Consider the following 20,512-nt stretch of genomic DNA (forward strand, 5'->3'; position numbering starts at 1 on the left):
GTCGCCAGATCGAGGTTACAAAGCCCGGCTACTGACATCTACTGACAGAAATTCCGGGTCATCGACGACAAATGCAAAAATCGGGCACCATTTCCGATAGTTTCGGGTCTTAATGGTATGAGGATTGGTTTTCCCGGTGATGTGGCTTTGAGGGATGGCATCGAAACGGCGAGGTCGACACAACGCGGGTGTAAAGAAAAGTTTACAGTGGCGGCGTCGGTCAGTTGTTCGTCATTCCAGGCTGACGTCGCCCGGTGGTGGTGTTCGAGTTGATCTGATCTGAACCGATACGGGCATGGTCCCGAGGCCGTGCTGCCGAAAGGCAGAGGACCTGTGTCGGGTCCGTTCGAGAGTGCCGGTTCGAGAATGCCCTTTGGGAAATATAAGTCCGGAATACCGGCTGGAAATTATGGGGGAGTTTGGATGTTTTCATCACTGAATATGCGCCATATGCGGTCCTTTGTCGCGGTGGCCGATCATGGGTCCTTTACCGCGGCGGCGGCGGAGCTTGGAATTACGCCGCCCAGCCTGACCACCACCATCCGCCAGTTTGAGGATGTGACGGGGGCGGCGCTTTTTGATCGCACGACCCGGCAGGTCACCCTGACCGACACCGGGGAGCGGTTCTTGCCCGTCGCCCGGCGCCTGATTGGCGATTTTGAGGAAGCCTTGGGCGATCTTGATGCGCTGTCCAGGGGGATTGGCGGGAAAATCACCATTGCGGCGGCCCCGTCGGTTTTGACCCGGATATTGCCCGCAGTGATTTCGCGCTTTGTGGTCGATCACCCCGATGCGCGCCTGCGTCTTGATGAAATGAATGCCGGTGAAGTCCATGAAGCGGTGGCCGCGAGTGAGGCCGATTTCGGCATTGCCGGGGAGTGGGAGCCACTGCCCGATATCGCGTTCCGCCCGCTGTTTTCCGACCGGTTCGGGGTGCTGTGTCGGGCCGATCATGCCTTTGCCAGTCAGACTTTCGTGACCTGGGCGGAGCTTTCTGATCAGCCCTTTGTCGGGCTGGGCCCGGAATCCGGGACATCGGCGATGATGGCCGGGGTTGGCGGTGCGACAAGCAGCAATCAGACCCGTCAGAGCAAACAAAGCGGATCAGATTTCACAAGTTCTGCCATCAAGGATGCCGCCGCCCTTGGCATTGCCGAGGCCCGGGACGTAATGCAACAGGCCGAAAAACTGGCCGCAGCCCAGAACAAACTGGCCGATATGCGCGCCAGCAATGCAGGGAAATCCGCCAAATCCCGGTCCCTGGCGGGTGATGACACCCCCATGACCCTGCCACGCCCGACGGTGGAAACATCAAACACCCTCACGCTGGCCGCCATGGTCGCCCAAGGGGTGGGGATCACGGTGCTGCCGGAACTGGCCGCACGGGTTTCGGACATGACCCGCGACAAGGGACTGGTTTTCGTGCCGCTATCCGCCCCGGTGCGCCAGCGCCATATCGGCATCATCACGCGCAAAAGCAAAAGCCTGTCGCCAATTGCCAGCCTGTTTTTAAGCGAGGTCCGCGATCAGGCCGCAAGCCTTGACCTGCCTGCGGCGCTGGAGTGGTATTGAAGCCAGTCAGGATTTGCGAGGGGATGTTTCCGAAAAGAGGGGACCAATGAAAAGAGCACTCATATTGTTAGGTCTGGTGCCTGTTTTGGCCGGTTGTAGCATCACCCGGAACGTGATGCCCGTTGCTGGCGGAATTGAGCCGGGCGCGGTAATCTGTGTCGAGGATAACCCGCGCGTGACAGAGCCGGAGATACTTTCCGTCATCACAAACAGCATTTCGTCGCATGGCTATAAGCCCAAGATCTATCGGGATGTGCCGGATGATTGCGCGTATCGTCTGACATATGTCGCGTACCGAAAATGGGACTTCACAACGTTTTTGAGCCAAGCCGACATTCGCCTGTTTGAAGATAACGAGATGATTGGTCAGGTTTTCTACAAGCTGCCAGACGCGCCGTTTGGTGGCGGCGGGCTTAATGCTTCCAAATGGGCGTCGACGGAAGAGAAAATCGCACCGCTGATGGACGAGCTGTTGCGTGGGGCGTCGGAGACGGGGGAGCTTGGGACCTGATTTCAGGCCGATGACTTCAGGCCGATGTCGGGTGTTTTGGGTGACGGGGGAGTGTTGCCGCAACGGGCACTGTGTTAGGCGGGCCTTAGGTGCTTAGCGACCCTTGGCACCAAAACGCAGCCCATCAATCATCAGTTCGAGCATGCGGTGCGTGTGTTCCGCACCCTCTGAGCCGCCCGTGGAGGCCAGATTGCCGATGGCGCGCAGAAGGTCATAGGCATCAATATCGCCCCGGATTTCACCGGCCTTGGCGGCGGATTTCAAAAGCGATTGCAGGGTCGGTTCGAAGTTGGACCGGAAATAGCCGGGCAGGGCGTCAAAGGCCGGATCGCCGGAATAAAGGGCGGCGGCCAGTCCCTTTTTGGTCAGGATGAACTGGCAATAGCGTTTGAGCCAGTGGCTCAGGGCGTCGCCCGGGCCATATTGCTGTGCAAATTCGGTGGCAGCACTGACACAGGCATCGACTTCGCGCTTATACACACCGACGACAAGGTCGCTGCGTTTTGGAAAACGGCGATAAAGCGTGCCAACCCCGACCCCGGCCCTGGCGGCAATTTCACGCACCGGCGCGTCGACACCAGAGGTCGCAAAAATCTCCTTGGCGGCTTCAAGAAGGGCGTCCTCATTGCGCAGGGCATCGGCACGGATGCTTTTTTTCGTGCCGGTGGTGTCGTCGGTCATCCTGTTGTTTTCCAAAAACAAATTCAGTTTCAGACGTGCGGACAGAATCCACCCGTCAAATTTTTCACTTGCTAAACGGAACATTGTTCCATATCTGCATTCCTGCAAGCGGAACAATGATCCACTTATGGTGCCAAGCGTATCGGATCAATGTTCCGTTTCCAGATATATAGGTGAAACACCCGGTTTCGCCAATCGGAAAAGGATTGCAGACATGAATAACCTGATCGACAAGGCCCGGCACATTCCGGTCAATGACGCAGTTTCGACCATTTCGGTCTGTCCGGTGATCCTTGCCGCCCCCGGACGGGCCAAACCGATTGAAATGCGGGTCACCGCCCCGGCACAGGGTCGGGATTTGCCGATCATTTTGCTGTCGCACGGGCATGGACCATCGCTTTATATCCCGTCAAAGGACGGTTATGGGCCGCTGGCCAATTTCTATGCCGAGCACGGATTTGTCGTGATCCAGCCAACCCACGGCAATTCCAAGGTGGCGGGATTTGGCGCGGATGTGCCCGGTGCGCCGTTCTTTTGGCGATCAAGGGTCGAGGATTTCAAAACCATTCTCGATCATCTGGGCGAGATCGAACGCGCCAGCCCGGTACTGGACGGGCGGCTCGATCATGACCGGGTGGCAGCTGTCGGTCATTCATTGGGCGGGCAGACGGTCGGCATGTTGCTGGGCGCGCGCCTGAGTGATAGCGCCGACCCGGATGCGCAGGATGTCAATCTGATCGAACCGCGCATCAGGGCCGGTGTTCTTTTGGCCGCACCGGGCCGGGGTGGCGATAGCCTGAGCGAACATGCGCGCAAGAACTATACGGCGCTTAATCCGGACTTTTCGCATATGACGACCCGAACGCTGGTGGTGGCGGGGGATCAGGACATCAACCCGCACCTGACGACATGCGGGGCGGCCTGGCACACCGATCCGTTCCATTATGGGCCGGGCGGGGAATATTTGCTGACCCTGATCGGCGGCAAGCACGGGCTGGGCGGGATTGCCGGATATGATGCCAAGGAAACCGATGACGAAGACCCGGACCGCCTTGCCATCACCCAGCGCATGACATGGGCCTATTTGCGATCAGCCCTTTATGCCGATGACCCGGCATGGGTGAACGCGTGCACGGGCCTTGAGACCCATGGGCGCGGGTTGGCGTATGTTGAGGGGAAGCAAGGGGTGGGGCGCAATAGCGCGCCTTCTTTAGTCGGTTAAAACCATATCCAAGAAATCAAGGACGTTCTGTTGCACGGTCGGAGTTTCGAGCAAACCGTGTTGATCGGCAAAGCTGTCGGTGTTGTAGATAATCGATTTGCTGCCATTTTCCGGGTCAAGGAATTTGGCACAGTCGCCTTTGCTCCATTGATCCTGATACCAGGGATCATGGGCTCCAAGCAGGGACAGGACAGGTTCGTCTGGTGGGGCAAGGATACCGCGATATTCCGGCCATATGGCGTGACAGGTCCAGCCTTCGACGATGCGGGCGCGCAGGCGTTGTCTTTCATTCTGGGCTTTGAAGGTTGCGGTGACAACCGCGCCCTCGCTAAATCCCATCAGGATGATGTTGTTTCCATCAATCATCGGCAGTTCGCGCGCCCTTTCGATGGCATGGCCGGCATCATTGCGACGTAAAACCACTGTGCCGCGAAACAATCCGCCTTCGCGGGTTTCGACGTTACAGGACCGGGGATAGGTCACCCGCGCCAGACTGGCCGGGGCAATCACCACAAAGCCCTGATCGGCAAGGAATTTGATGCGATCCTGTATGCCCGACCAGAAGCCGCTGCATCCATGCAGATAAATAATGGCGGGATATTTTGCACTTTCTGTTGCGGCCAGCTTCATCAGGTCGGGGATGGTGATGGCCCGTGACTGACCGGGGGCGGCTGGAATGCGCACAAGGGCGGCTTGCCATGTGCGTTCCAATTCTTGCGGGTCGTCCCAGTCCTACCATGACAGATCGGCCGGGGCGGAAAAGGTCTTGGTGCTGTTATGAAGACCGCGATCCTGCGCGCGGGCAACTGGGATGCCAAAGCACAGGGTAAGGGTCACCAGAACCACCGACAAAGTGCGGATCTTTATGGCCTTTTTGCAGGGCGGCGGAGGCAATGGCACCGGTTCGACCTTTTTTGTTCGGGACGGGGACTGGTTTGCTTGATCCTACAGTCAAAACCAGTCAGGGGAAACATTCCCCCGCCCGTCTTGCTTCCCGGTTACGGGTCGGCTAAATCCCGAGAACGGCGACATGTCATCAGGGTAGAATGATGCGCGACATCGTGTGGTCGCGGGATTATTGAGCGGCTTTGGCCTCGTCCAGTGCCTTTTGGGCGCTCATGCGTGCGAGAAGGGCGTTCAGCAGTTCTGTCTCGCTGTTGACTTGTGCGGTGCTTTCGGTTGTCGGGTCGGGCTGGCCTTCGGCGATTGCCGCCTGTAATGCGTTGCGGGCCTCGACCTTTTGTTGTTCAAGTTTCAGGTCTTCAAGTTCGGCGGTACGGCGAAGTTCCTTGAAGGCCAGAGCGTTGTCGGCAGCGTCATCAAGAACACCGGCGATTTTTTCAAGGGATGCGCTTTTTTCGTCATAGCTGAATGTTTCAAGCATGCCCTTGTCAGAGAATGTTGCGGCCAGAACATTATCCTGTCCGACGCCATTCTTGAGGGGCAAGACTGCAAGGACGCCAAGTTGCGGAACATCAAGATATTCGTTCAAAAGCAGGCTTTCTTCGGGAATGCCCAGACAGGTTGTGCTCAAATCGGAACCTGTCATGCAAGAACGCAGATAGGCCTTTGCCGGGACACGATAATAGACGCCCTGTCTGTCAGTGCTGCAATCCCAATTGCCGTCACTGCAATTTCCCGTCCTTGCGCCGGTGTTTGTTGCCTTTGATATTTCGGTCAGGACAGCAAGCTGTGCAGGCAGTTCAGCAAGGGATGTTGTGATCACTTGTGCCTTCAAATCGTCGCTTGCCAGCGTGAATGAACCATCCATCAAAAGTTTGGCAATCGGTGGCGCAGGCATGCGGGTTCGGGTTGTTTTTTCTGTGCCTTTTTTGGGCCAGATGTCAGACACCTTTACGGTCAGGGCCGCGTCTATTTTTGCCAGCAGTTTTTGAGTCCCGGCCAGTGCCTTTTCCGCGGCCAGACTTTCCTGCAGGGCGGCCTCAAGTGCTGCGATTGCCTGATCGCTGGGGGTGTCCGATGCTTCTACAACCGCGCGCGCCCGTTCGAGTGCCTGTGTCTTTCCAAGCAATGTTGCCGTTTCGGTCCTTTGTTTGTTGTCGGTAGCACCCCGCTTGATGATCAATTGTTCAGCGTACGGAGTGCAAATGACACCGGCCGACATTACGCCGGTGGCTTTGTCAAATGTCGCAATGGTCGGAAGACCAGAGGCCAACTGAACGACTTTGAAGCCGGTTTTGATGGCAGCCTTTGCAACTTCGGTGGTGCGATCCGAGACCCCGGCATTGATGTTTTTGATTGTCCCGTTTTCGTGCAAGTCCACTTTCAATGTCGAGGTTTTGGTCGGGCCTGACATTTCTTCATAGTTCAGGACATAGAGATTGTCCGGATCGGGAACGATCTTTTCCCTGGCTGTTTGTTTGATTTCGAAATCCGGGGCGAGCAGTATTTTTCCTGCTTCAACGGGAATTCCGGCAATGGACAGATCCGGGCAGCTTGTTAAGCGAAAGCTTGTCTCAAGCTGATATTGCGCCATGGGGAGGCTATAAAGAATGCCTCCTTGCAGTGCTTCTTTTCCTTCGTTGCCGACCAGACTTGATTGCAGCTCTGTGCACCCCCCAAGGGACGCGACGCCAAGAAATGCCGGTAGTATGTATTTAAAATACTGTCGACCCATGGTGCATCCCCCTTTGGCCGAAGATCGTGATTTCTATATTAGTAACTTTTAACTATCAGTTTATCAACTGTAGATTGTTTTTGTTCGTGTATCAGAGGCTCCAAACTGGCAAGTCTTGAATTGGGTTGCACATCATCAGGGTGGCCTTGATGAGGTGACGCGGGAACGGGTATGAGCACGGGCGGAAGGAGACGGCGGTAGAGAACTCATCGGTGTTCTGTTGTCCACTCTCCGGCCCCTGTGGTGGATTGAATATTTGCGCAGCGGGGCGGGCCGGTGTCGGTTTTGTTGCGTTTTAATAACAAAATAAATGGCGGAAAACTGCCAATGTAAACGTTTCAAATGTTCATAAAACTGAAACGCAGGCGTTATCGAACTGTCTTTTTTGTCGGCTATGGTGTTGGCCGTCAGAGGAGATTGGATGATGACGTCGAAGTCAACCATGCGCGAAGTTGCGGGCAAGGCCGGTGTGTCGATTGCCACCGTTTCACGGGTGATCAACAGCCCCGATGAAGTGCCGACCGAAACGGTCGAGCGGGTCCGTGCCGCCATGCGTTATCTGAATTATCGTCCCAACATCAATGGCCGCCGTCTCAAGATGGCGCAAACACGATCCGTCGGGGTTCTGGTCCCGACCATGGCCAACCCGGTCTTTGCGACCTCGGTCCAGGGGATCGAACAGGCTGCGCATGAAGACGGCCTGACGGTTTTGCTGACATCATCGAATTATGACCCGCAACGCGAATTGGGGGCGGTGTCGACCTTGCTCAATAACCGGGTTGACGGGTTGATCCTGACGCTTGCCAATGCCGATGACAATCCGGTGATTGATCTGTTGAAGGCAGAAAACATTCCGTTTGTTTTGCTGTTTAACCAGCCCGCCCGCACGGATGTCGCATCGATCAGTGTCGATAACGCCAGATCGGCCTATGACATGACACAGGCGATGATTGCCCAAGGGCACACATCCCTTGCGATGGTGGCCGGCCGGTTTGAAAGTTCGGACCGTTCCAAGCAGCGTTTTGACGGATTTGGTCAGGCATTGTCCGATGCCGGACTGGGGGCGGCGCGCCTGTGTCAGGTCGGGTTTGGCGAAACCGAGCTGTTTACCCCGTTAAAAAGTTTTCTGACCGGCCCGGATGCGGTGACCGGTCTGGTTTGTTCCACCGACATGCTGGCAATTGCCGCGATCAGCGCATGCCGTGACCACGGTCTGAGTGTTCCCGGTGATGTGTCTGTGGGCGGGATTGATGGAATTGCGGTGGGTGGGCTGATTTCACCGAAACTGTGTTCGGCCATTCAACCCACCCAGGAGATGGGCCAGCAGGCGCTTGCATTCCTGCGTGGCCTGATAAGGGGGCAGGCAAACCCGCAAAGTTTGATCCTGCCTCATCAACTTAGCACGGGTGAGTCAATCGGGCCCGCCCGGCATTCGTCATCACCCCGATTATAGGGAGATCAAAAGTGCGTTTCAAACAACTTGTACTGGGTCTGGGACTGGCTGTTGCCGCGTCGCAGCCTGCTTTCGCCGAAGATGTTGCCATTTGCTATAACTGCCCGCCAGAATGGGCAGACTGGGGCGGACAGCTTAAGAACTTCTCCAAAGACCTTGGTATTGATGTCCCGCAGGACAACAAGAATTCCGGCCAGACCCTGTCGCAGCTTCTGGCTGAAAAGGAAAACCCGGTTGCCGACGTTGCCTATTATGGCGTTTCTTTCGGGATCAAGGCCAAGGAAGCCGACGTTGTCAGCGCCTATAAGCCGGTCAATTTCGATGCCATTCCCGATGGTCTGAAAGACCCGAATGGCAGCTGGTTTGCCATCCATTCGGGCACGATTGGCCTGTTTGTCAATGCAGATGCCCTTGAAGGTGCGGCTGTTCCGCAAAGCTGGGCCGATCTTTTGAAGCCGGAATACAAGGGCATGGTCGGGTATCTTGATCCGTCGAGCGCCTTTGTCGGTTATGCCGGTGCGGTTGCGATCAACCGTGCGATGGGCGGGTCGCTTGATGATTTCACCCCGGGGATCGAGTTCTTTAAAAAGCTTAAGGAAAACGATCCGATCGTGCCGAAACAGACCGCCTATGCGCGTGTTCTGTCGGGCGAAATTCCGATCCTGATTGATTATGATTTCAATGCCTATCGCGCGAAATACAAGGACGGCGCGAATGTTGAATTCGTTATTCCGGCCGAAGGGACGGTTGCCGTTCCCTATGTCATGAGCCTTGTTAAAAACGGCCCGCATGCCGACAACGGCAAGAAGATCCTTGATTACGTGATGTCGGACAAAGGTCAGGCCCATTGGGCAAATGCCTTCCTGCGTCCGGTGATTGCAAGTGCAATGTCCGAAGACGCGGCTGCGAAATTCCTTCCGGCTGCGGATTATGCGCGTTCCAATCCGGTTGATTACGCCAAAATGGCAACCGCACAGGGCGGTTTCGCCGAGCGTTACCTGTCCGAGGTACGTTAAGGTGGGTTTGCAACATCCTGGAGAAGGGCGTTCGCGCCCTTCTTTTTTCCAATCGTTCGGGGCATCGCGTTCGGCGATGGCCAGTCCGGCGACGTTTCTGGCGTTGATGACGCCCGGTGTTGCGATTATCGCGGCCTTTTTCCTGATCCCGCTTTTTCTGGTGGCGATCAAGGTCACCGACGGCCCGGATGGCTGGGCGACCTATCTGGTGATCCTGACCAATGGCCGCTATCTTGAAAGTCTGATCCAGACATTGGTGATGTCCGCAGGGGTGACGGTTGTTGCCCTGATATTGTGCGGGGTTGTCGGGATGTTTCTGGTGCGCAACCAGTTTGCCGGGCGCAGTATCCTGATCGGGTTGCTGACCCTGCCATTATCCTTTCCCGGAACGGTTGTCGGTTTCATGGTGATCATGCTGGCCGGTCGGCAAGGGGTGATTGGCGGCATCAGCAACGCACTGACCGGCGAGAAGATTGTTTTTGCCTATGACATTGCCGGGCTGTTTATCGGCTATCTGTATTTTTCCATTCCACGGGTGATCCTTGCCGTGATGGCATCGGCTGAAAAGCTTGATCCGCAGCTTGAAGAAGCCGCGCGGTCGCTTGGTGCGCCGCGATGGCGGGTGGTGCGCGATGTGATCCTTCCGGGATTGATGCCCGGTCTGATTTCATCGGGTGCGATCTGTTTTGCAACCGCGATGGGGGCCTTTGGTACTGCCTTTACGCTGGCGACCGATATCGATGTTCTGCCGATGGTGATCTATACCGAATTTACCCGAAATGCCAATATCGCCGTGGCGGCCGCGCTGAGCATAGCACTTGGTGCGATCACGTGGATGTGCCTGAGTGCGGTGCGGTTCTTTGTTGGTGAGTCCGCCGATGTAACGACACGGGGGGGCGCATGAGACGCGGTTATTCGTTTTATGCGCAGCTTGGCCTGACGGTTTTGCTGTGTCTGTTCATTGTGGTTCCGATTGTGATGTCGGCTTTGGCGGGGGTGACAGTCAATATCTTCAAGGGGGTGTCATCGGGCCTGACATTGCGCTGGATCTTTGAGGTCTGGGACCTGTATGCGCAAAGCATTCTGTTGTCGCTTTGGCTTGCGGTGGCGTGTCTTGTGGTGACGACGCTTGCCGGTGTGCCCCTGGCCTATGTTCTGGTGCGGCGGCCAAACAGGCTGACCCGGATGTTTGAGGAAATCCTGACCTTGCCGGTTGCCATTCCGGGGCTGGCACTGGCTTTGGCGTTACTGATTACCTATGGCGGGTTTGGCAGTTTCAGAAGCAGCTGGGTGTTTATCCTGATCGGGCATGTTTTGTTTACCCTGCCTTTCATGGTGCGCTCGGTCGCAGCTGTTATGTCGGCCATGGATATGAAGACGCTTGAAGAAGGGGCGGCAAGCCTTGGTGCCGGGTTCTGGCACCGGTTCCTGCATGTGATTGTGCCAAATGCCATGCCGGGCATTCTTGCCGGGGCGTTGATGGTGGTCACCCTTTCGATTGGCGAATTCAATCTGACCTGGATGCTCCATACCCCGCTGACCAAGACATTGCCGGTCGGACTGGCGGATTCCTATGCGTCGATGCGTCTTGAGATCGGCAGCGCCTATACGCTTATTTTCTTTGTATTGATCATGCCGTTGCTGATCGCCATGCAGATGCTTGCCCGGCCGGGCAAGAAACGTCACACGGCATCGCAACTGGCGGAGGACGAGTAATGAATGCGACCGAAATGGCGCAACCCGCCGACCAGAATAACCAGTATGCCCGGAATGAAAACAGGGCAAGTACCCGTATCGAGCTTGCCGGATGCACCAAGACCTTTCCTGATGGTACGCGCGCGCTTTTGCCGTTTGACTTGACGATCAATGGCGGAGAGACGCTTGTTCTGCTCGGCCCGTCGGGCTGTGGCAAAACCACGATTTTGCGCCTGATTGCCGGTCTGGAATTTCCCGATGCGGGCGGAAAGATCACGTTTGGCGACGATGATGTGACCCGTCAGTCGATTGAAAAACGCCGGGTCGGCATGGTGTTTCAGTCCTATGCCCTGTTTCCGAACATGACGGTGGCCGAAAATGTCGCCTATGGACTTAAGGTGCAGAAAGTCGAGCGGCGCGAACGCGACGAGCGGGTGCGTGCGATGCTTGAAATGATGCATATCGATATGCTGGCCGATCGCCGGATTGATCAGCTTTCGGGCGGGCAGCGCCAGCGTGTTGCGCTTGCGCGTGCCATTGCCTTGCGCCCGCGGGTGTTGCTTCTGGATGAACCGTTGACGGCCCTTGATGCCAAATTGCGGGTCAGGTTGCGTTCGGAAATCAACGGGCTGTTACGCAAGCTGGGCATCACGGCGATCTATGTCACCCACGATCAGGAAGAAGCGATGGCGCTGGGGGACCGGATTGTCGTCATGCAAAAGGGCTCAATTGCCCAGATTGGCACCCCGCGCGAGATTTACCGCGCACCGGTTTCGCCGTTTGTGGCGGATTTTGTCGGGGCCAGTAACCGGCTTGAAGGCCGGATTGAACAGGACAGCCTTGTGCTTGGCGATGTGAAAATCGCCCTTGATCAGATCGGTCATGCGATTTCGACCGGTGGCAGCCAGCATGGCAAAGGAGATGACGGGGATATTCCGGCAGAGGTTTTCTTCAGGGCCGACGGGCTTGCGATTTGTGACCCGGAACAGGCGCAGCTACGCGGTCGGGTCGAGGCTGTTTCCTATCTTGGCGAGAAATCGCGTCTGACGGTTTCGGGCATTGGGGAAAGCCCGGTCACCCTTGATGTCGATCCCGATTATCAGATCGCTGTCGGGGATGACATCCATTGCTGTTTCAATTCGGAACGCCTGACGGTTTTTACACGAAATATGGACGCTGATTGCCGTGAAAAAGCGGTCTGACGGCGTTTGAATGCGACGAAACAAGAAAGATCAAAAAGCATGATAATTGCACAACTGACCGACCTGCATATCGGGGCAGGTCGACGTCTTGCCTATTGCAAGGTTGATACGGCCGGGGCATTGGAAAAGGCGGTGGAACGCGTCAATCATATGGTGCCGCGCCCCGATATTGTTCTGTTTAGCGGTGATATCGGTGATCTTGGCGTTGATGCGGAATATGGCCTTGTCGCAGAGATATTGAGCGCCCTTGAGGTGCCGTATTTCATGGTGCCGGGCAATCATGACCAGCGCATGCCGATGCGAAAGGCATTTCCCGCCGCCACCCCGATTGGGTCGGATCAGACATACGTCAATTACGTGATTGAGGGGTACCCGATCCGTCTGATCGGCATTGATACGCTTGATGAAGGCCGCCCGGAGGGCAAGCTTGCGCCAGAGACGCTGGACTGGCTTGAAAAGGCCTTGTCAGACGGGTCTGAAAAGCCCTGTTTGCTGTTTATGCATCATCCGCCGATCACGGTCGGGATCACGCATATGGATGTTCAGAATCTTGGCGACGGGGCGGCGCGACTGGCCCGGATCGTCGAGGCACACAAGGACCGCATCAAGGCGATTACTTGCGGGCATGTGCATCGCCCGATCCATACGGTTTGGGCCGGGGTGCCGCTGATTATCGGGCCATCGGTTGCCCATCAGGTTGCGCTTGATCTTGATCCGGCCGGACCATCGGCCTTTGTGATGGAGCCACCGGCGATGCATTTGCATGTCTGGGACCCGGCACAGGGCTGTTTATTGACCCATCTGGCTTATATTGAGCGCTATGACGGCCCGTATCCGTTCTTTGATGCCAATGGCAAACTGATCGTCTAGGCAGCCGTTTGCGGCTTTTGACTGTTTCAAGCTGGTAATCCGTAAATCCTGCGACATATCATCAGGGTAGAGTTTTGTTGGTGACTTTGATGATGTGACGCAGGAGCGGATATGAGCGCGGACGAAACCGGGAGCAGAACCGGCAAGACGGCAAAGAAGCCGGCAGCCAGCAACGGATCAAGGAAACCCGGCAAGACAATCAGTCTGGCGCTTCAGGGCGGCGGGTCGCACGGGGCGTTTACCTGGGGCGTGCTTGACCGGTTGCTTGAGGATGAGGAAATCACCATCGAGGCGATTTCGGGCACCTCGGCAGGTGCGATGAATGCCGCCGTGGTGACGTCGGGCTTTGCCAAGGGCGGATATGAAGGCGCGCGGGCCGATCTTGAGACCTTCTGGCGGGCGGTGTCCGAAGCAGCCCGCTTTAGCCCGCTTCAGCGCAGCCCGATAGATATCCTGTTTGGAAACTGGTCGCTTGAAAACTCGCTGGCCTATATGTGGCTGGATATGAGTGCCAAGATGTTTTCGCCCTATGACCTTAATCCGGCAGGGGATAATCCGCTGGCTGCGATCCTGCGTGATGTGGTCGATTTCAAGGCGCTTAACAGCAGTCCGGCCAAGCTTTTCATCACGGCGACCAATGTTGAAACCGGGCAGGCGCGGATATTTCGCAATCCCGATATCTGCATTGAGGTATTGCTGGCATCGGCCTGTTTGCCAACGATCTACAAGGCGGTCGAAATTGACGGCGTGCCCTATTGGGATGGCGGATATTCCGGCAATCCGAGCCTTGGCCCGCTGGTGCGCGAATGCGGGTCCGATGACACGGTTCTGGTGCAGATCAATCCGGTCAGACGGCCCGGTGTGCCGAAATCATCGCGCGAGATCGCCAATCGTCTGAATGAAGTGTCGTTCAACAGCAGCCTGATGAAGGAATTGCGCATGATTTCGATCCTGCGCAAGGATGCGCCCGAGCATGTCTGCGAAGCCAGCAGATGGGGGGCGATGCGCATGCATTGTATTGCCAGCGACGATATGCTCGATCTTGATCAGTCATCCAAGCTCAATGCGGAATGGAGCTTTATGACCATGCTGCGTGATATAGGGCGCGATGCGGCCAGTGCATTTTTGACAAAGCACCGAAAAGATATCGGCGTGCGGCCGTCGCTGGATCTTGATTTGTTTGCACCGGATTATACGTAACAGTCGATCTGGTGTGATTGCGCGTTTGCGGGCAAAGGCGTAGGATTTCACCCGCGTCATAAGAACAAACAGCAAAGCGCCACCGGAAATGTCGAAAACCGAATTTGAAAAAATGCAGGCGGGGGAATGGTATAGCTGCCTTGATCCCGAACTGACCGTGCTGCGCCGTCGCGCACTTGAGGCCAGCCACGAACATAGTCACCTTTATCCGTCAGAACGCGGTAATATCGGGCCGCAATTGCGTGCATTATTCGCCGAGTGCGCCGAGGATGTGCGGATCGAGGCGCGGTTTCATTGTGCCTATGGCATCAATATCCATTTGGGCCGGGATGTGTTTTTGAATGTCGGCTGTGTGATCCTTGATACCGCACCCGTGCGGATTGGCGATCATTCGATGCTGGGTCCGAATGTGCAGATTTACTGTGCCGATCATCATCGCGATCCGGAGCTTCGCAAACAGCATCTGGAAGTCGCAAAGCCGGTGACAATCGGCAGCAATGTCTGGATCGGCGGCGGGGCGATCATTTTGCCCGGCATCACCATTGGCGATGATGCGATTGTCGGCGCAGGATCGGTGGTGACGCGCGATGTTGCACCGGGCACCACGGTTGTCGGTAATCCGGCGCGAATATTGCCGCGATAGCTGATGCCGGTTCGGGGCGATCCGCGTTGATTGGTATGGACTGGAGCAGGCTGGATTCCCGCCTTCGCGGGAATGACCGGGAAAATTTGCGGCAATGACGGTGGATGTGCAAGTCGGCCATCCAGAGGGGCGTCAATGATCAGCCGCAGACCTTGGGCAGGTCATATTCGCCGCGAATTTCAGACAGGCCGTCGGCCAGTTCCCGGCGACGGAGTTCGGCGGCGGTTTCATCGGAAATATTGGGGTCCTTGGCGATGATGTCGCCATACATGGCGCGGGCGCGGTCTTCCTGACCCTGATCGGAATAGGCAAGGGCTTCAAGCCACAATCCGGCAATGACGAAATCGCTGTTGGTCGAGGCTTGCGCGACCCCGGCCTTGCTGGTGGCGGTGGTGTGGTCACATTTGGCAAGGGCGGTCAGCCCGGCAAAGGCATCATCGCCGATCTTGGCCTGGATGCGATCACGTTTTTCCTTTTGGGTGGCTTCATAGGCGTCCTTGGTTGCGGCATCGGCCGATGCACCGGAAATCGCCCCGGCGGTTCCGCCCGCAGCCGCCCCGAAGGCCGCCGAACGGGCCGCAGATTCCACCGGATTACCGCCAAAGATCGCCGCCGTGACAAAGCCGCCAACAGCACCTGATATCGCGCCGATTCCGGCCCCTTGTCCTGCATATTCGCCGGTTTTGCCGGTGCAGCCGGCAAGGGTGGCAAGGGTCAGACTAAGGGCAGTGGCAAGGGCAACAGGGCGCATGAAATATCCGATCCGGTTTCAATTCACGATGGCAAAGCTTAACCCGAAAACACGCCGGATAAAAAACAATAAGCAAAAAGCAATCAGCAAAAATGCCCGGACCGGTTCGGGCCGGGCATAAAAAACGGCAGCCGTAAGGGGTTCAGGACGGCTGCCGCAAGGTTGCAAGTATGAGGGAGTTCAGAACAGAAGGTTCGGTTCTGATCGGGACGGATCAGATCAGCAGGTTCACGTCAGGCTGGGTCAGGCAACATCATCGGACATCGGACGGCGTTTGCGACCGGTCACCATGGAACGGACCAGATTTTCGTGATGGCGCAGGCTTGCCAGCAGCACGCCGCCAACATGCAAAAGCACAAGGATCAGCAGGCCATTGGCGAGGAATTCATGGATTTCTTCGAGCCAGTCAGACCCCCAGAAGGCATTGGTGGTCGAAAGCCAGCCGGTAAAGGCGCAGCCCCCCATGGCAAGCATCAAGGCGACAATCATCGCAGCCCCGGCCGGGTTATGCCCGAGATAGCGCTGTTCACGGCCGCGCATGATATCGCGCAAATAGCCAATTGTCGCCGCAGGGCTTTTGATGAACTGGGTAAAGCGGGCATAGCGCGTTCCGACCAGCCCCCAGACAAGGCGAAGCGCAATCAGGCTTCCGGCAGCATAGCCAGCCCAGTGATGAAGGGTATCCCATTCATCGGCGGTGATCCATGCGATCACGAAGCTTGCGGCCAATCCCCAATGAAACAGACGGATAAACGGGTCCCAGACCTTGACGGACATTTTAATTCTCCTGGATGGCGGGTTTCGGTTCTGGCGGGGATGGGGCAGTATCGCCGCCAGAGACCCCAGGTCCTTGATCAGAGGCAGGCGGAACTAGTCTTCCTTGTCCTGCTTGACGATTTCAAACGAGGCCGGGTTGAAATAGGCTTCGATTTTCTTGCCATCGGGGGTGATGGCGTAAACTTCGAAGCAGCCTTCGTCTTCCTTGATCTTGCGCACGTCCCAGCCATCGGCGATCAGTTTTGCCTTGAGCGCGTCGGTGGTTTTCCATTCCGACTTCGGAACGTTGCAATAATCATCGTCGGCGCGGGCAGCACCGGAGGTCAGGGCGAGGCTGCCAGCGGCCAGCAGGGTAACGGCAAATGCACTGGCAAAAACACCAGCGATGACTTTCGGGAAAACAGTTCTTTTCATGGTCATATTCCTTCATAACTAGCGTCAGGGTGTCATGGATGAGAGTGACAAGACGCGGGGCAACGTGACGTGGGATGCGTCGGACAGGACCAAGATTGCCGCTGTTTCCTGACAGCTAACTGAAAAGGCTGCTTGATGCCGTTCAGCTGATTGTCAGGATCGGGAAATATTCGGTTGGGTTTGGAACCGCTGTTATGAGGGGGCGCTTGTGCGCATTCTTCTGGTTGAAGATGAATTGATGCTGGCTGATGCGGTCAGGGACCATTTACTGGCCGCAGGCGAGGCGGTGGACCATAGCGACAGTGTGGTCGATGCCGAGATCATGATGCGTGGCACGAATTACGATGTGCTGTTGCTTGATCTCAATTTGCCCGACGGCAAGGGGATTGATCTTTTGCGCGGCCTTCGGCGCAGCGGATCGACAACGCCCTGCATCATTCTGACTGCACAGGACCAGATTTCCGACCGGATCGAGGGGCTTAATGCCGGTGCCGATGATTATCTGGTCAAGCCGTTTGATCTGAACGAGCTTTCGGCCCGGCTTGCCGCAGTTGCACGGCGTTATAGCGGCAATCCCAATCCGTTCATAAGTCTTGATGGCGGGGTCGAAGTCGACCTTGCCGGGCGCACCATCCTGATTGACGGGGTGCAGACCGATCTGACATCGCGGGAATGGGCACTGTTTGACCAGATGGTGCGCAGGCCCGGTCAGACGCTTTCAAAACGGCAGCTTGAAGAAGCGTTATATGAATTTGGCGCGGAGATCGAAAGCAACACGGTCGAGGTCTATATAAGTCGACTGCGCCGCAAGCTTGGCAAGGATGTCATCAAAACCGTACGCGGCGTTGGCTATCGGGTTGGGGCATGAGGTGACGGTGATGCGCAAAAAGGCCAATAGAAGTCTTCAGTCAATCCTGACACGCCGATTGACTTTGATGCTGAGCCTTTTCTGGCTGGCGGGATCGGTTCTGGCCGGGTTCACCATGTATCACGAGATGGAGGAAGCCTTTGACAACAGTCTTGTTTCGACAGCCTACCGCTATGCACCGCTTATTGACGATTATCTGAAGGGTCACAAGGGCGGCGGTGCCAGGGAAGTGCTGCCAAGCCCGGCCAAGGGCGAAATCCGGAAGGATGACGATGCAGATGATCATGCAGATGATCATGGTGACGATCGTGGTGACGGGGACGGGGATGAGGAACTTGGCGAAGACTATCTGATGTATCACGTGCTTGACGGTGGAGGGCGGCTTTTGCTGCGGTCATTTAATGCGCGCGAACATCCGTTTACCGTTCCCCTCGTCGAGGGATTTTACGATGACGAGGACTATCGCATTTATACCGCCGAGCTTTTGGGCGGACAGCGTATCATACAGGTGGCTGAGCCTCTTGAGCATCGGCGCGAGGCGCTGTTTGAAAGCGTGGTTGCGCAGTTCCTGCCCATCGCACTTTTGATCCCGGCGGTGATTGTCGGGATTATCCTTGGTGTGCGGCAGGGGTTGGTGCCGGTGCAACGGGTCCGCGATGAAATCGAGGCCCGCGGGGAGGGTAATCTGACCCCGATTGAACAGGAAGAAGCGCCCGAGGAAATCACCACGATTGTCTTGGCGGTCAACAGCCTGATGGGCAAGCTTGAAGCGGCCCTTAATGTCGAGCGCAGCTTTACCGCCAACAGTGCCCATGAATTGCGAACCCCGATAGCGGTTGCGCTGGCGCAGACCCAGCGACTGGTTCTTGAACTGCCCGAAGGCCATGAAAGCCGCAAGCGTGCGCTTCAGACCGAGGCGTCTTTGAAACGCTTGTCGCGACTTGCCGAAAAGCTGTTGCAGCTGGCGCGGGCCGAAGCGGGCGGCGGGTTCAGCCCGACCGGCCATAACCAGAATCTTGGATCGACACTGGCGCTTGTGGTGGATGATCTGGTCCGTTCCGGGGCCGATGGCGGGGCGATCCGGTTTGATGGCGAAGATATCGACGGGCTTGAAGCCAATATCGATCTGGATGCCTTTGCAATTTGCCTGCGCAACCTGATCGAGAATGCCCTTAAATATGGCGGGACGGATGAACCCGTCGAGATCAGGGTGGTGGATCGCCATATCATTCAGGTCAGCAATGGCGGGCCGGTGGTCGCGACCGGCAATCTTGATGATCTGAAAACCCGGTTCAAGCGATCCCATAATGGCGGGGATGGATCGGGGCTTGGACTGGCGATTGTCGATGCGATTGCGCGCAACACCAAATCCGAACTGAACCTTTATTCACCGCGTCCGGGCAAGACGGACGGCTTTATGGCCGAACTGAGATTGCATCGGAGTTAAGGTAACAGTCATGCATTAAAAAAGGCCGCCTTTACGGGGCGGCCTTTTGTGTTTTCCGTGCGTTTCGGGCAATTGGCGTGGACTATTTGCCAACCCCGACCTTGATGGCGAGTTTGCGAAGCGGGCCGATGCGGTTGATCGCCGACAGCCCGGCATAGCGCAGATCGCGGAGTGGTTTGGGCTCCAACATGGAGGCACGGTTGAGCAGATCAATGCCGCCAACACGGGCCAGCGTTTTGGGCAACTGGCGGCGTTCATAGGATTTCAGAAGCGGGGTTTCGCCGATATCCTTGCCATGCAGCTTGGCCTTTGCCATCAGTTCGGCCAGCGTCTCGATGTCATGCAGGCTCATATTAAGTCCCTGCGCGCCGATTGGCGGGACAACATGGGCGGCCTCGGCAATCAGGGCAAGGCGCGCTGCAATCAGGCGATTGGGAACCTGTGCAATCATCGGCCAGACCGCGCGCGGCGATGCGACGGTGAGTGGCCCGAACAGGTTCATGGTGTCATGGGTGATTTCGGCTGATAACACATCGTCACTCATGGCATTGAGTTCATCGGCACGGGCAGCAGGCGTCATCCAGACCACGGACGAGCAGGGCTTGCCATTCAGATCCGGCATCGGCACAAGGGTCAGCGGACCGCCGGTGCGATGAATTTCGGTCGAGATATTGTCATGCGGTTTGCCATGGGTGACGACAAAGACAATCGCACTTTGATCGTAGGCCCAGCGTTTATGTTTGATTCCGGCCAGTTCGCGGAGCGATGAATTGCGGCCATCAGCGGCAATGACGATTTTGGCGCGCACGGTTTCGCCATCTGACAGCGTAACATCGGCAAAGCGCGCGGTGTTTTTAAAGCCCGTCACCGTGGTCGAGAACCGGAAATCAACATTGTCCAGTTCGGCAAGCTTGGCCATCAGGGCAACGCGGGCTGCCTTGTTTGATACGTTCCAGCCAAAGAACCCTTGCGTGGTTTCAGCCCCGTCAAAATCAGCCGTTTCGCGCGGGCGGAATTCGTCGCCACCTGCATCGACAATCCGCATGACGCGCAGTTCCGCACCCGTCGGTTTGATGGCATCCCAGACGCCAGCCTTTTTAAGGGTTTCGATGCCCGGCTCAAGGAAGGCGGTGGTGCGAAGATCAGTCCCCTCGCCAATATCAGCCGGGGCCGGGTCGACAATCACGATCTGATGTCCGTCAGCGGCAAAGCGTGCCGCGGCACTCATTCCGGCGATCCCGCCGCCTGCAATCAGAATATCGGTTTCGATCATGATCGTTCTTTCCTGTCGTCGCGCGTCACGGCAAGGCGATTTGGCCATATGTGACGGGTCTTGTCTTTCTATCGGGCAATCTGCCCGTTTGGGGGATCATACGCAAATGTTTTAGGGGCGGATTTGATACAGATCGGGCGCGAGAGCCATAACCATACCGGATCATATCTGATCGTGACGACGAGATGACAAAAACAGAGGGGGATAATCCCGGGATTGCGCCAAATGACCGGATCGGCCATTTTGGAGCCAGTTTTGATCATCAATTGATTGTTGTCA

Annotated in this window: 20 protein-coding genes; 13 read left to right on the forward strand and 7 right to left on the reverse strand. The window is 56.6% G+C overall.

Features of this window, described 5'->3' with window-relative positions; all coding sequences use genetic code 11:
- Positions 1-423 precede the first annotated feature (423 nt).
- Both TH30_RS20200 and TH30_RS20205 read left to right on the forward strand, forming a co-directional pair.
- Positions 424-1,572, forward strand: a complete 1,149-nt coding sequence (locus tag TH30_RS20200) for a LysR family transcriptional regulator (RefSeq protein ID WP_114099887.1) — start codon at positions 424-426, stop codon at positions 1,570-1,572.
- 46 nt (positions 1,573-1,618) lie between these two features.
- Positions 1,619-2,083, forward strand: a complete 465-nt coding sequence (locus TH30_RS20205) for an Sbal_3080 family lipoprotein (RefSeq protein WP_114099888.1) — start codon at positions 1,619-1,621, stop codon at positions 2,081-2,083.
- A gap of 93 nt (positions 2,084-2,176) precedes the next feature.
- Here the strand turns inward: TH30_RS20205 and TH30_RS20210 are convergent, their stop codons facing one another.
- Entirely contained in the window at positions 2,177-2,764 is a 588-nt protein-coding gene (locus TH30_RS20210) for a TetR/AcrR family transcriptional regulator (protein WP_114099914.1), read from the reverse strand.
- 214 nt (positions 2,765-2,978) lie between these two features.
- Between TH30_RS20210 and TH30_RS20215 the strand changes: the two genes are divergently transcribed.
- The gene (locus TH30_RS20215) at positions 2,979-3,986 is read left to right on the forward strand and encodes an alpha/beta hydrolase family protein (protein WP_114099889.1); all 1,008 of its coding nucleotides are present in this window, start codon (positions 2,979-2,981) and stop codon (positions 3,984-3,986) included.
- On the opposite strand, the gene TH30_RS20220 is transcribed toward TH30_RS20215, so the two are convergent.
- On the reverse strand, positions 3,975-4,697 hold the full coding sequence (locus TH30_RS20220) for a dienelactone hydrolase family protein (RefSeq protein ID WP_114099890.1): 723 nt from the start codon (positions 4,695-4,697) through the stop codon (positions 3,975-3,977). The genes TH30_RS20215 and TH30_RS20220 overlap by 12 nt on opposite strands.
- Before the next feature lie 364 nt (positions 4,698-5,061).
- Positions 5,062-6,624 (reverse strand): hypothetical protein, encoded by a 1,563-nt coding sequence (locus tag TH30_RS20225; RefSeq protein ID WP_147252091.1) that lies wholly within the window; start codon positions 6,622-6,624, stop codon positions 5,062-5,064.
- A 424-nt stretch (positions 6,625-7,048) separates the two neighbouring features.
- On the opposite strand from TH30_RS20225, the gene TH30_RS20230 reads away from it, so the two are divergent.
- From TH30_RS20230 to TH30_RS20265, 8 genes are all read left to right on the forward strand, one after another.
- Complete coding sequence (locus TH30_RS20230; protein WP_181850415.1) at positions 7,049-8,077, forward strand: LacI family DNA-binding transcriptional regulator; 1,029 nt, start codon at positions 7,049-7,051, stop codon at positions 8,075-8,077.
- A gap of 11 nt (positions 8,078-8,088) precedes the next feature.
- The gene (locus TH30_RS20235) at positions 8,089-9,093 is read left to right on the forward strand and encodes an ABC transporter substrate-binding protein (protein ID WP_114099893.1); all 1,005 of its coding nucleotides are present in this window, start codon (positions 8,089-8,091) and stop codon (positions 9,091-9,093) included.
- A 76-nt stretch (positions 9,094-9,169) separates the two neighbouring features.
- A complete protein-coding gene (locus TH30_RS20240; protein WP_114099894.1) occupies positions 9,170-9,997 on the forward strand; it encodes an ABC transporter permease in 828 nt (275 codons plus the stop codon).
- The gene (locus TH30_RS20245; protein WP_114099895.1) at positions 9,994-10,809 is read left to right on the forward strand and encodes an ABC transporter permease; all 816 of its coding nucleotides are present in this window, start codon (positions 9,994-9,996) and stop codon (positions 10,807-10,809) included. The genes TH30_RS20240 and TH30_RS20245 overlap by 4 nt, the downstream gene beginning before the upstream one ends.
- The gene (locus TH30_RS20250) at positions 10,809-11,990 is read left to right on the forward strand and encodes an ABC transporter ATP-binding protein (RefSeq protein WP_258548807.1); all 1,182 of its coding nucleotides are present in this window, start codon (positions 10,809-10,811) and stop codon (positions 11,988-11,990) included. The genes TH30_RS20245 and TH30_RS20250 overlap by 1 nt, the downstream gene beginning before the upstream one ends.
- Positions 11,991-12,029: 39 nt before the next feature.
- Entirely contained in the window at positions 12,030-12,860 is an 831-nt protein-coding gene (locus TH30_RS20255) for a phosphodiesterase (protein WP_114099896.1), read from the forward strand.
- Between the two features lie 111 nt (positions 12,861-12,971).
- Positions 12,972-14,060, forward strand: coding sequence for a patatin-like phospholipase family protein (locus TH30_RS20260; protein ID WP_114099897.1), 1,089 nt, complete (start codon positions 12,972-12,974; stop codon positions 14,058-14,060).
- An 88-nt stretch (positions 14,061-14,148) separates the two neighbouring features.
- Entirely contained in the window at positions 14,149-14,703 is a 555-nt protein-coding gene (locus TH30_RS20265; RefSeq protein WP_114099898.1) for a sugar O-acetyltransferase, read from the forward strand.
- Positions 14,704-14,842: 139 nt separating this feature from the next.
- Here the strand turns inward: TH30_RS20265 and TH30_RS22190 are convergent, their stop codons facing one another.
- From TH30_RS22190 to TH30_RS20280, 3 genes are all read right to left on the reverse strand, one after another.
- Complete coding sequence (locus tag TH30_RS22190; RefSeq protein WP_181850416.1) at positions 14,843-15,454, reverse strand: hypothetical protein; 612 nt, start codon at positions 15,452-15,454, stop codon at positions 14,843-14,845.
- 243 nt (positions 15,455-15,697) lie between these two features.
- On the reverse strand, positions 15,698-16,231 hold the full coding sequence (locus TH30_RS20275) for a cytochrome b/b6 domain-containing protein (RefSeq protein ID WP_114099899.1): 534 nt from the start codon (positions 16,229-16,231) through the stop codon (positions 15,698-15,700).
- A gap of 93 nt (positions 16,232-16,324) precedes the next feature.
- Positions 16,325-16,645, reverse strand: coding sequence for a PepSY domain-containing protein (locus TH30_RS20280; RefSeq protein WP_114099916.1), 321 nt, complete (start codon positions 16,643-16,645; stop codon positions 16,325-16,327).
- Positions 16,646-16,853: 208 nt separating this feature from the next.
- Here TH30_RS20280 and TH30_RS20285 point away from each other — a divergent pair, with 208 nt between their 5' ends.
- Together TH30_RS20285 and TH30_RS20290 are read left to right on the forward strand one after the other, a co-directional pair.
- Positions 16,854-17,513, forward strand: coding sequence for a response regulator (locus TH30_RS20285; RefSeq protein ID WP_114099900.1), 660 nt, complete (start codon positions 16,854-16,856; stop codon positions 17,511-17,513).
- A gap of 10 nt (positions 17,514-17,523) precedes the next feature.
- Entirely contained in the window at positions 17,524-18,960 is a 1,437-nt protein-coding gene (locus tag TH30_RS20290; protein WP_114099901.1) for an ATP-binding protein, read from the forward strand.
- 82 nt (positions 18,961-19,042) lie between these two features.
- On the opposite strand, the gene TH30_RS20295 is transcribed toward TH30_RS20290, so the two are convergent.
- On the reverse strand, positions 19,043-20,233 hold the full coding sequence (locus tag TH30_RS20295; RefSeq protein ID WP_114099917.1) for an FAD-dependent oxidoreductase: 1,191 nt from the start codon (positions 20,231-20,233) through the stop codon (positions 19,043-19,045).
- Positions 20,234-20,512: the final 279 nt, after the last annotated feature.

It is taken from the genome of Thalassospira profundimaris, assembly GCF_003326795.1.
Taxonomy (GTDB): Bacteria; Pseudomonadota; Alphaproteobacteria; order Rhodospirillales; family Thalassospiraceae; genus Thalassospira; species Thalassospira profundimaris_C.

Excerpts from the sequence above, each read along its gene's own strand:
- TH30_RS20200 (WP_114099887.1), top strand. The coding sequence starts at position 424 with ATGTTTTCATCACTGAATATGCGCCATATGCGGTCCTTTGTCGCGGTG.
- TH30_RS20205 (WP_114099888.1), top strand. The coding sequence starts at position 1,619 with ATGAAAAGAGCACTCATATTGTTAGGTCTGGTGCCTGTTTTGGCCGGT.
- TH30_RS20210 (WP_114099914.1), bottom strand. The coding sequence starts at position 2,764 with ATGACCGACGACACCACCGGCACGAAAAAAAGCATCCGTGCCGATGCC.
- TH30_RS20215 (WP_114099889.1), top strand. The coding sequence starts at position 2,979 with ATGAATAACCTGATCGACAAGGCCCGGCACATTCCGGTCAATGACGCA.
- TH30_RS20225 (WP_147252091.1), bottom strand. The coding sequence starts at position 6,624 with ATGGGTCGACAGTATTTTAAATACATACTACCGGCATTTCTTGGCGTC.
- TH30_RS20230 (WP_181850415.1), top strand. The coding sequence starts at position 7,049 with ATGACGTCGAAGTCAACCATGCGCGAAGTTGCGGGCAAGGCCGGTGTG.
- TH30_RS20240 (WP_114099894.1), top strand. The coding sequence starts at position 9,170 with ATGGCCAGTCCGGCGACGTTTCTGGCGTTGATGACGCCCGGTGTTGCG.
- TH30_RS20245 (WP_114099895.1), top strand. The coding sequence starts at position 9,994 with ATGAGACGCGGTTATTCGTTTTATGCGCAGCTTGGCCTGACGGTTTTG.
- TH30_RS20250 (WP_258548807.1), top strand. The coding sequence starts at position 10,809 with ATGAATGCGACCGAAATGGCGCAACCCGCCGACCAGAATAACCAGTAT.
- TH30_RS20255 (WP_114099896.1), top strand. The coding sequence starts at position 12,030 with ATGATAATTGCACAACTGACCGACCTGCATATCGGGGCAGGTCGACGT.
- TH30_RS20260 (WP_114099897.1), top strand. The coding sequence starts at position 12,972 with ATGAGCGCGGACGAAACCGGGAGCAGAACCGGCAAGACGGCAAAGAAG.
- TH30_RS20265 (WP_114099898.1), top strand. The coding sequence starts at position 14,149 with ATGTCGAAAACCGAATTTGAAAAAATGCAGGCGGGGGAATGGTATAGC.
- TH30_RS22190 (WP_181850416.1), bottom strand. The coding sequence starts at position 15,454 with ATGCGCCCTGTTGCCCTTGCCACTGCCCTTAGTCTGACCCTTGCCACC.
- TH30_RS20275 (WP_114099899.1), bottom strand. The coding sequence starts at position 16,231 with ATGTCCGTCAAGGTCTGGGACCCGTTTATCCGTCTGTTTCATTGGGGA.
- TH30_RS20280 (WP_114099916.1), bottom strand. The coding sequence starts at position 16,645 with ATGAAAAGAACTGTTTTCCCGAAAGTCATCGCTGGTGTTTTTGCCAGT.
- TH30_RS20290 (WP_114099901.1), top strand. The coding sequence starts at position 17,524 with ATGCGCAAAAAGGCCAATAGAAGTCTTCAGTCAATCCTGACACGCCGA.
- TH30_RS20295 (WP_114099917.1), bottom strand. The coding sequence starts at position 20,233 with ATGATCGAAACCGATATTCTGATTGCAGGCGGCGGGATCGCCGGAATG.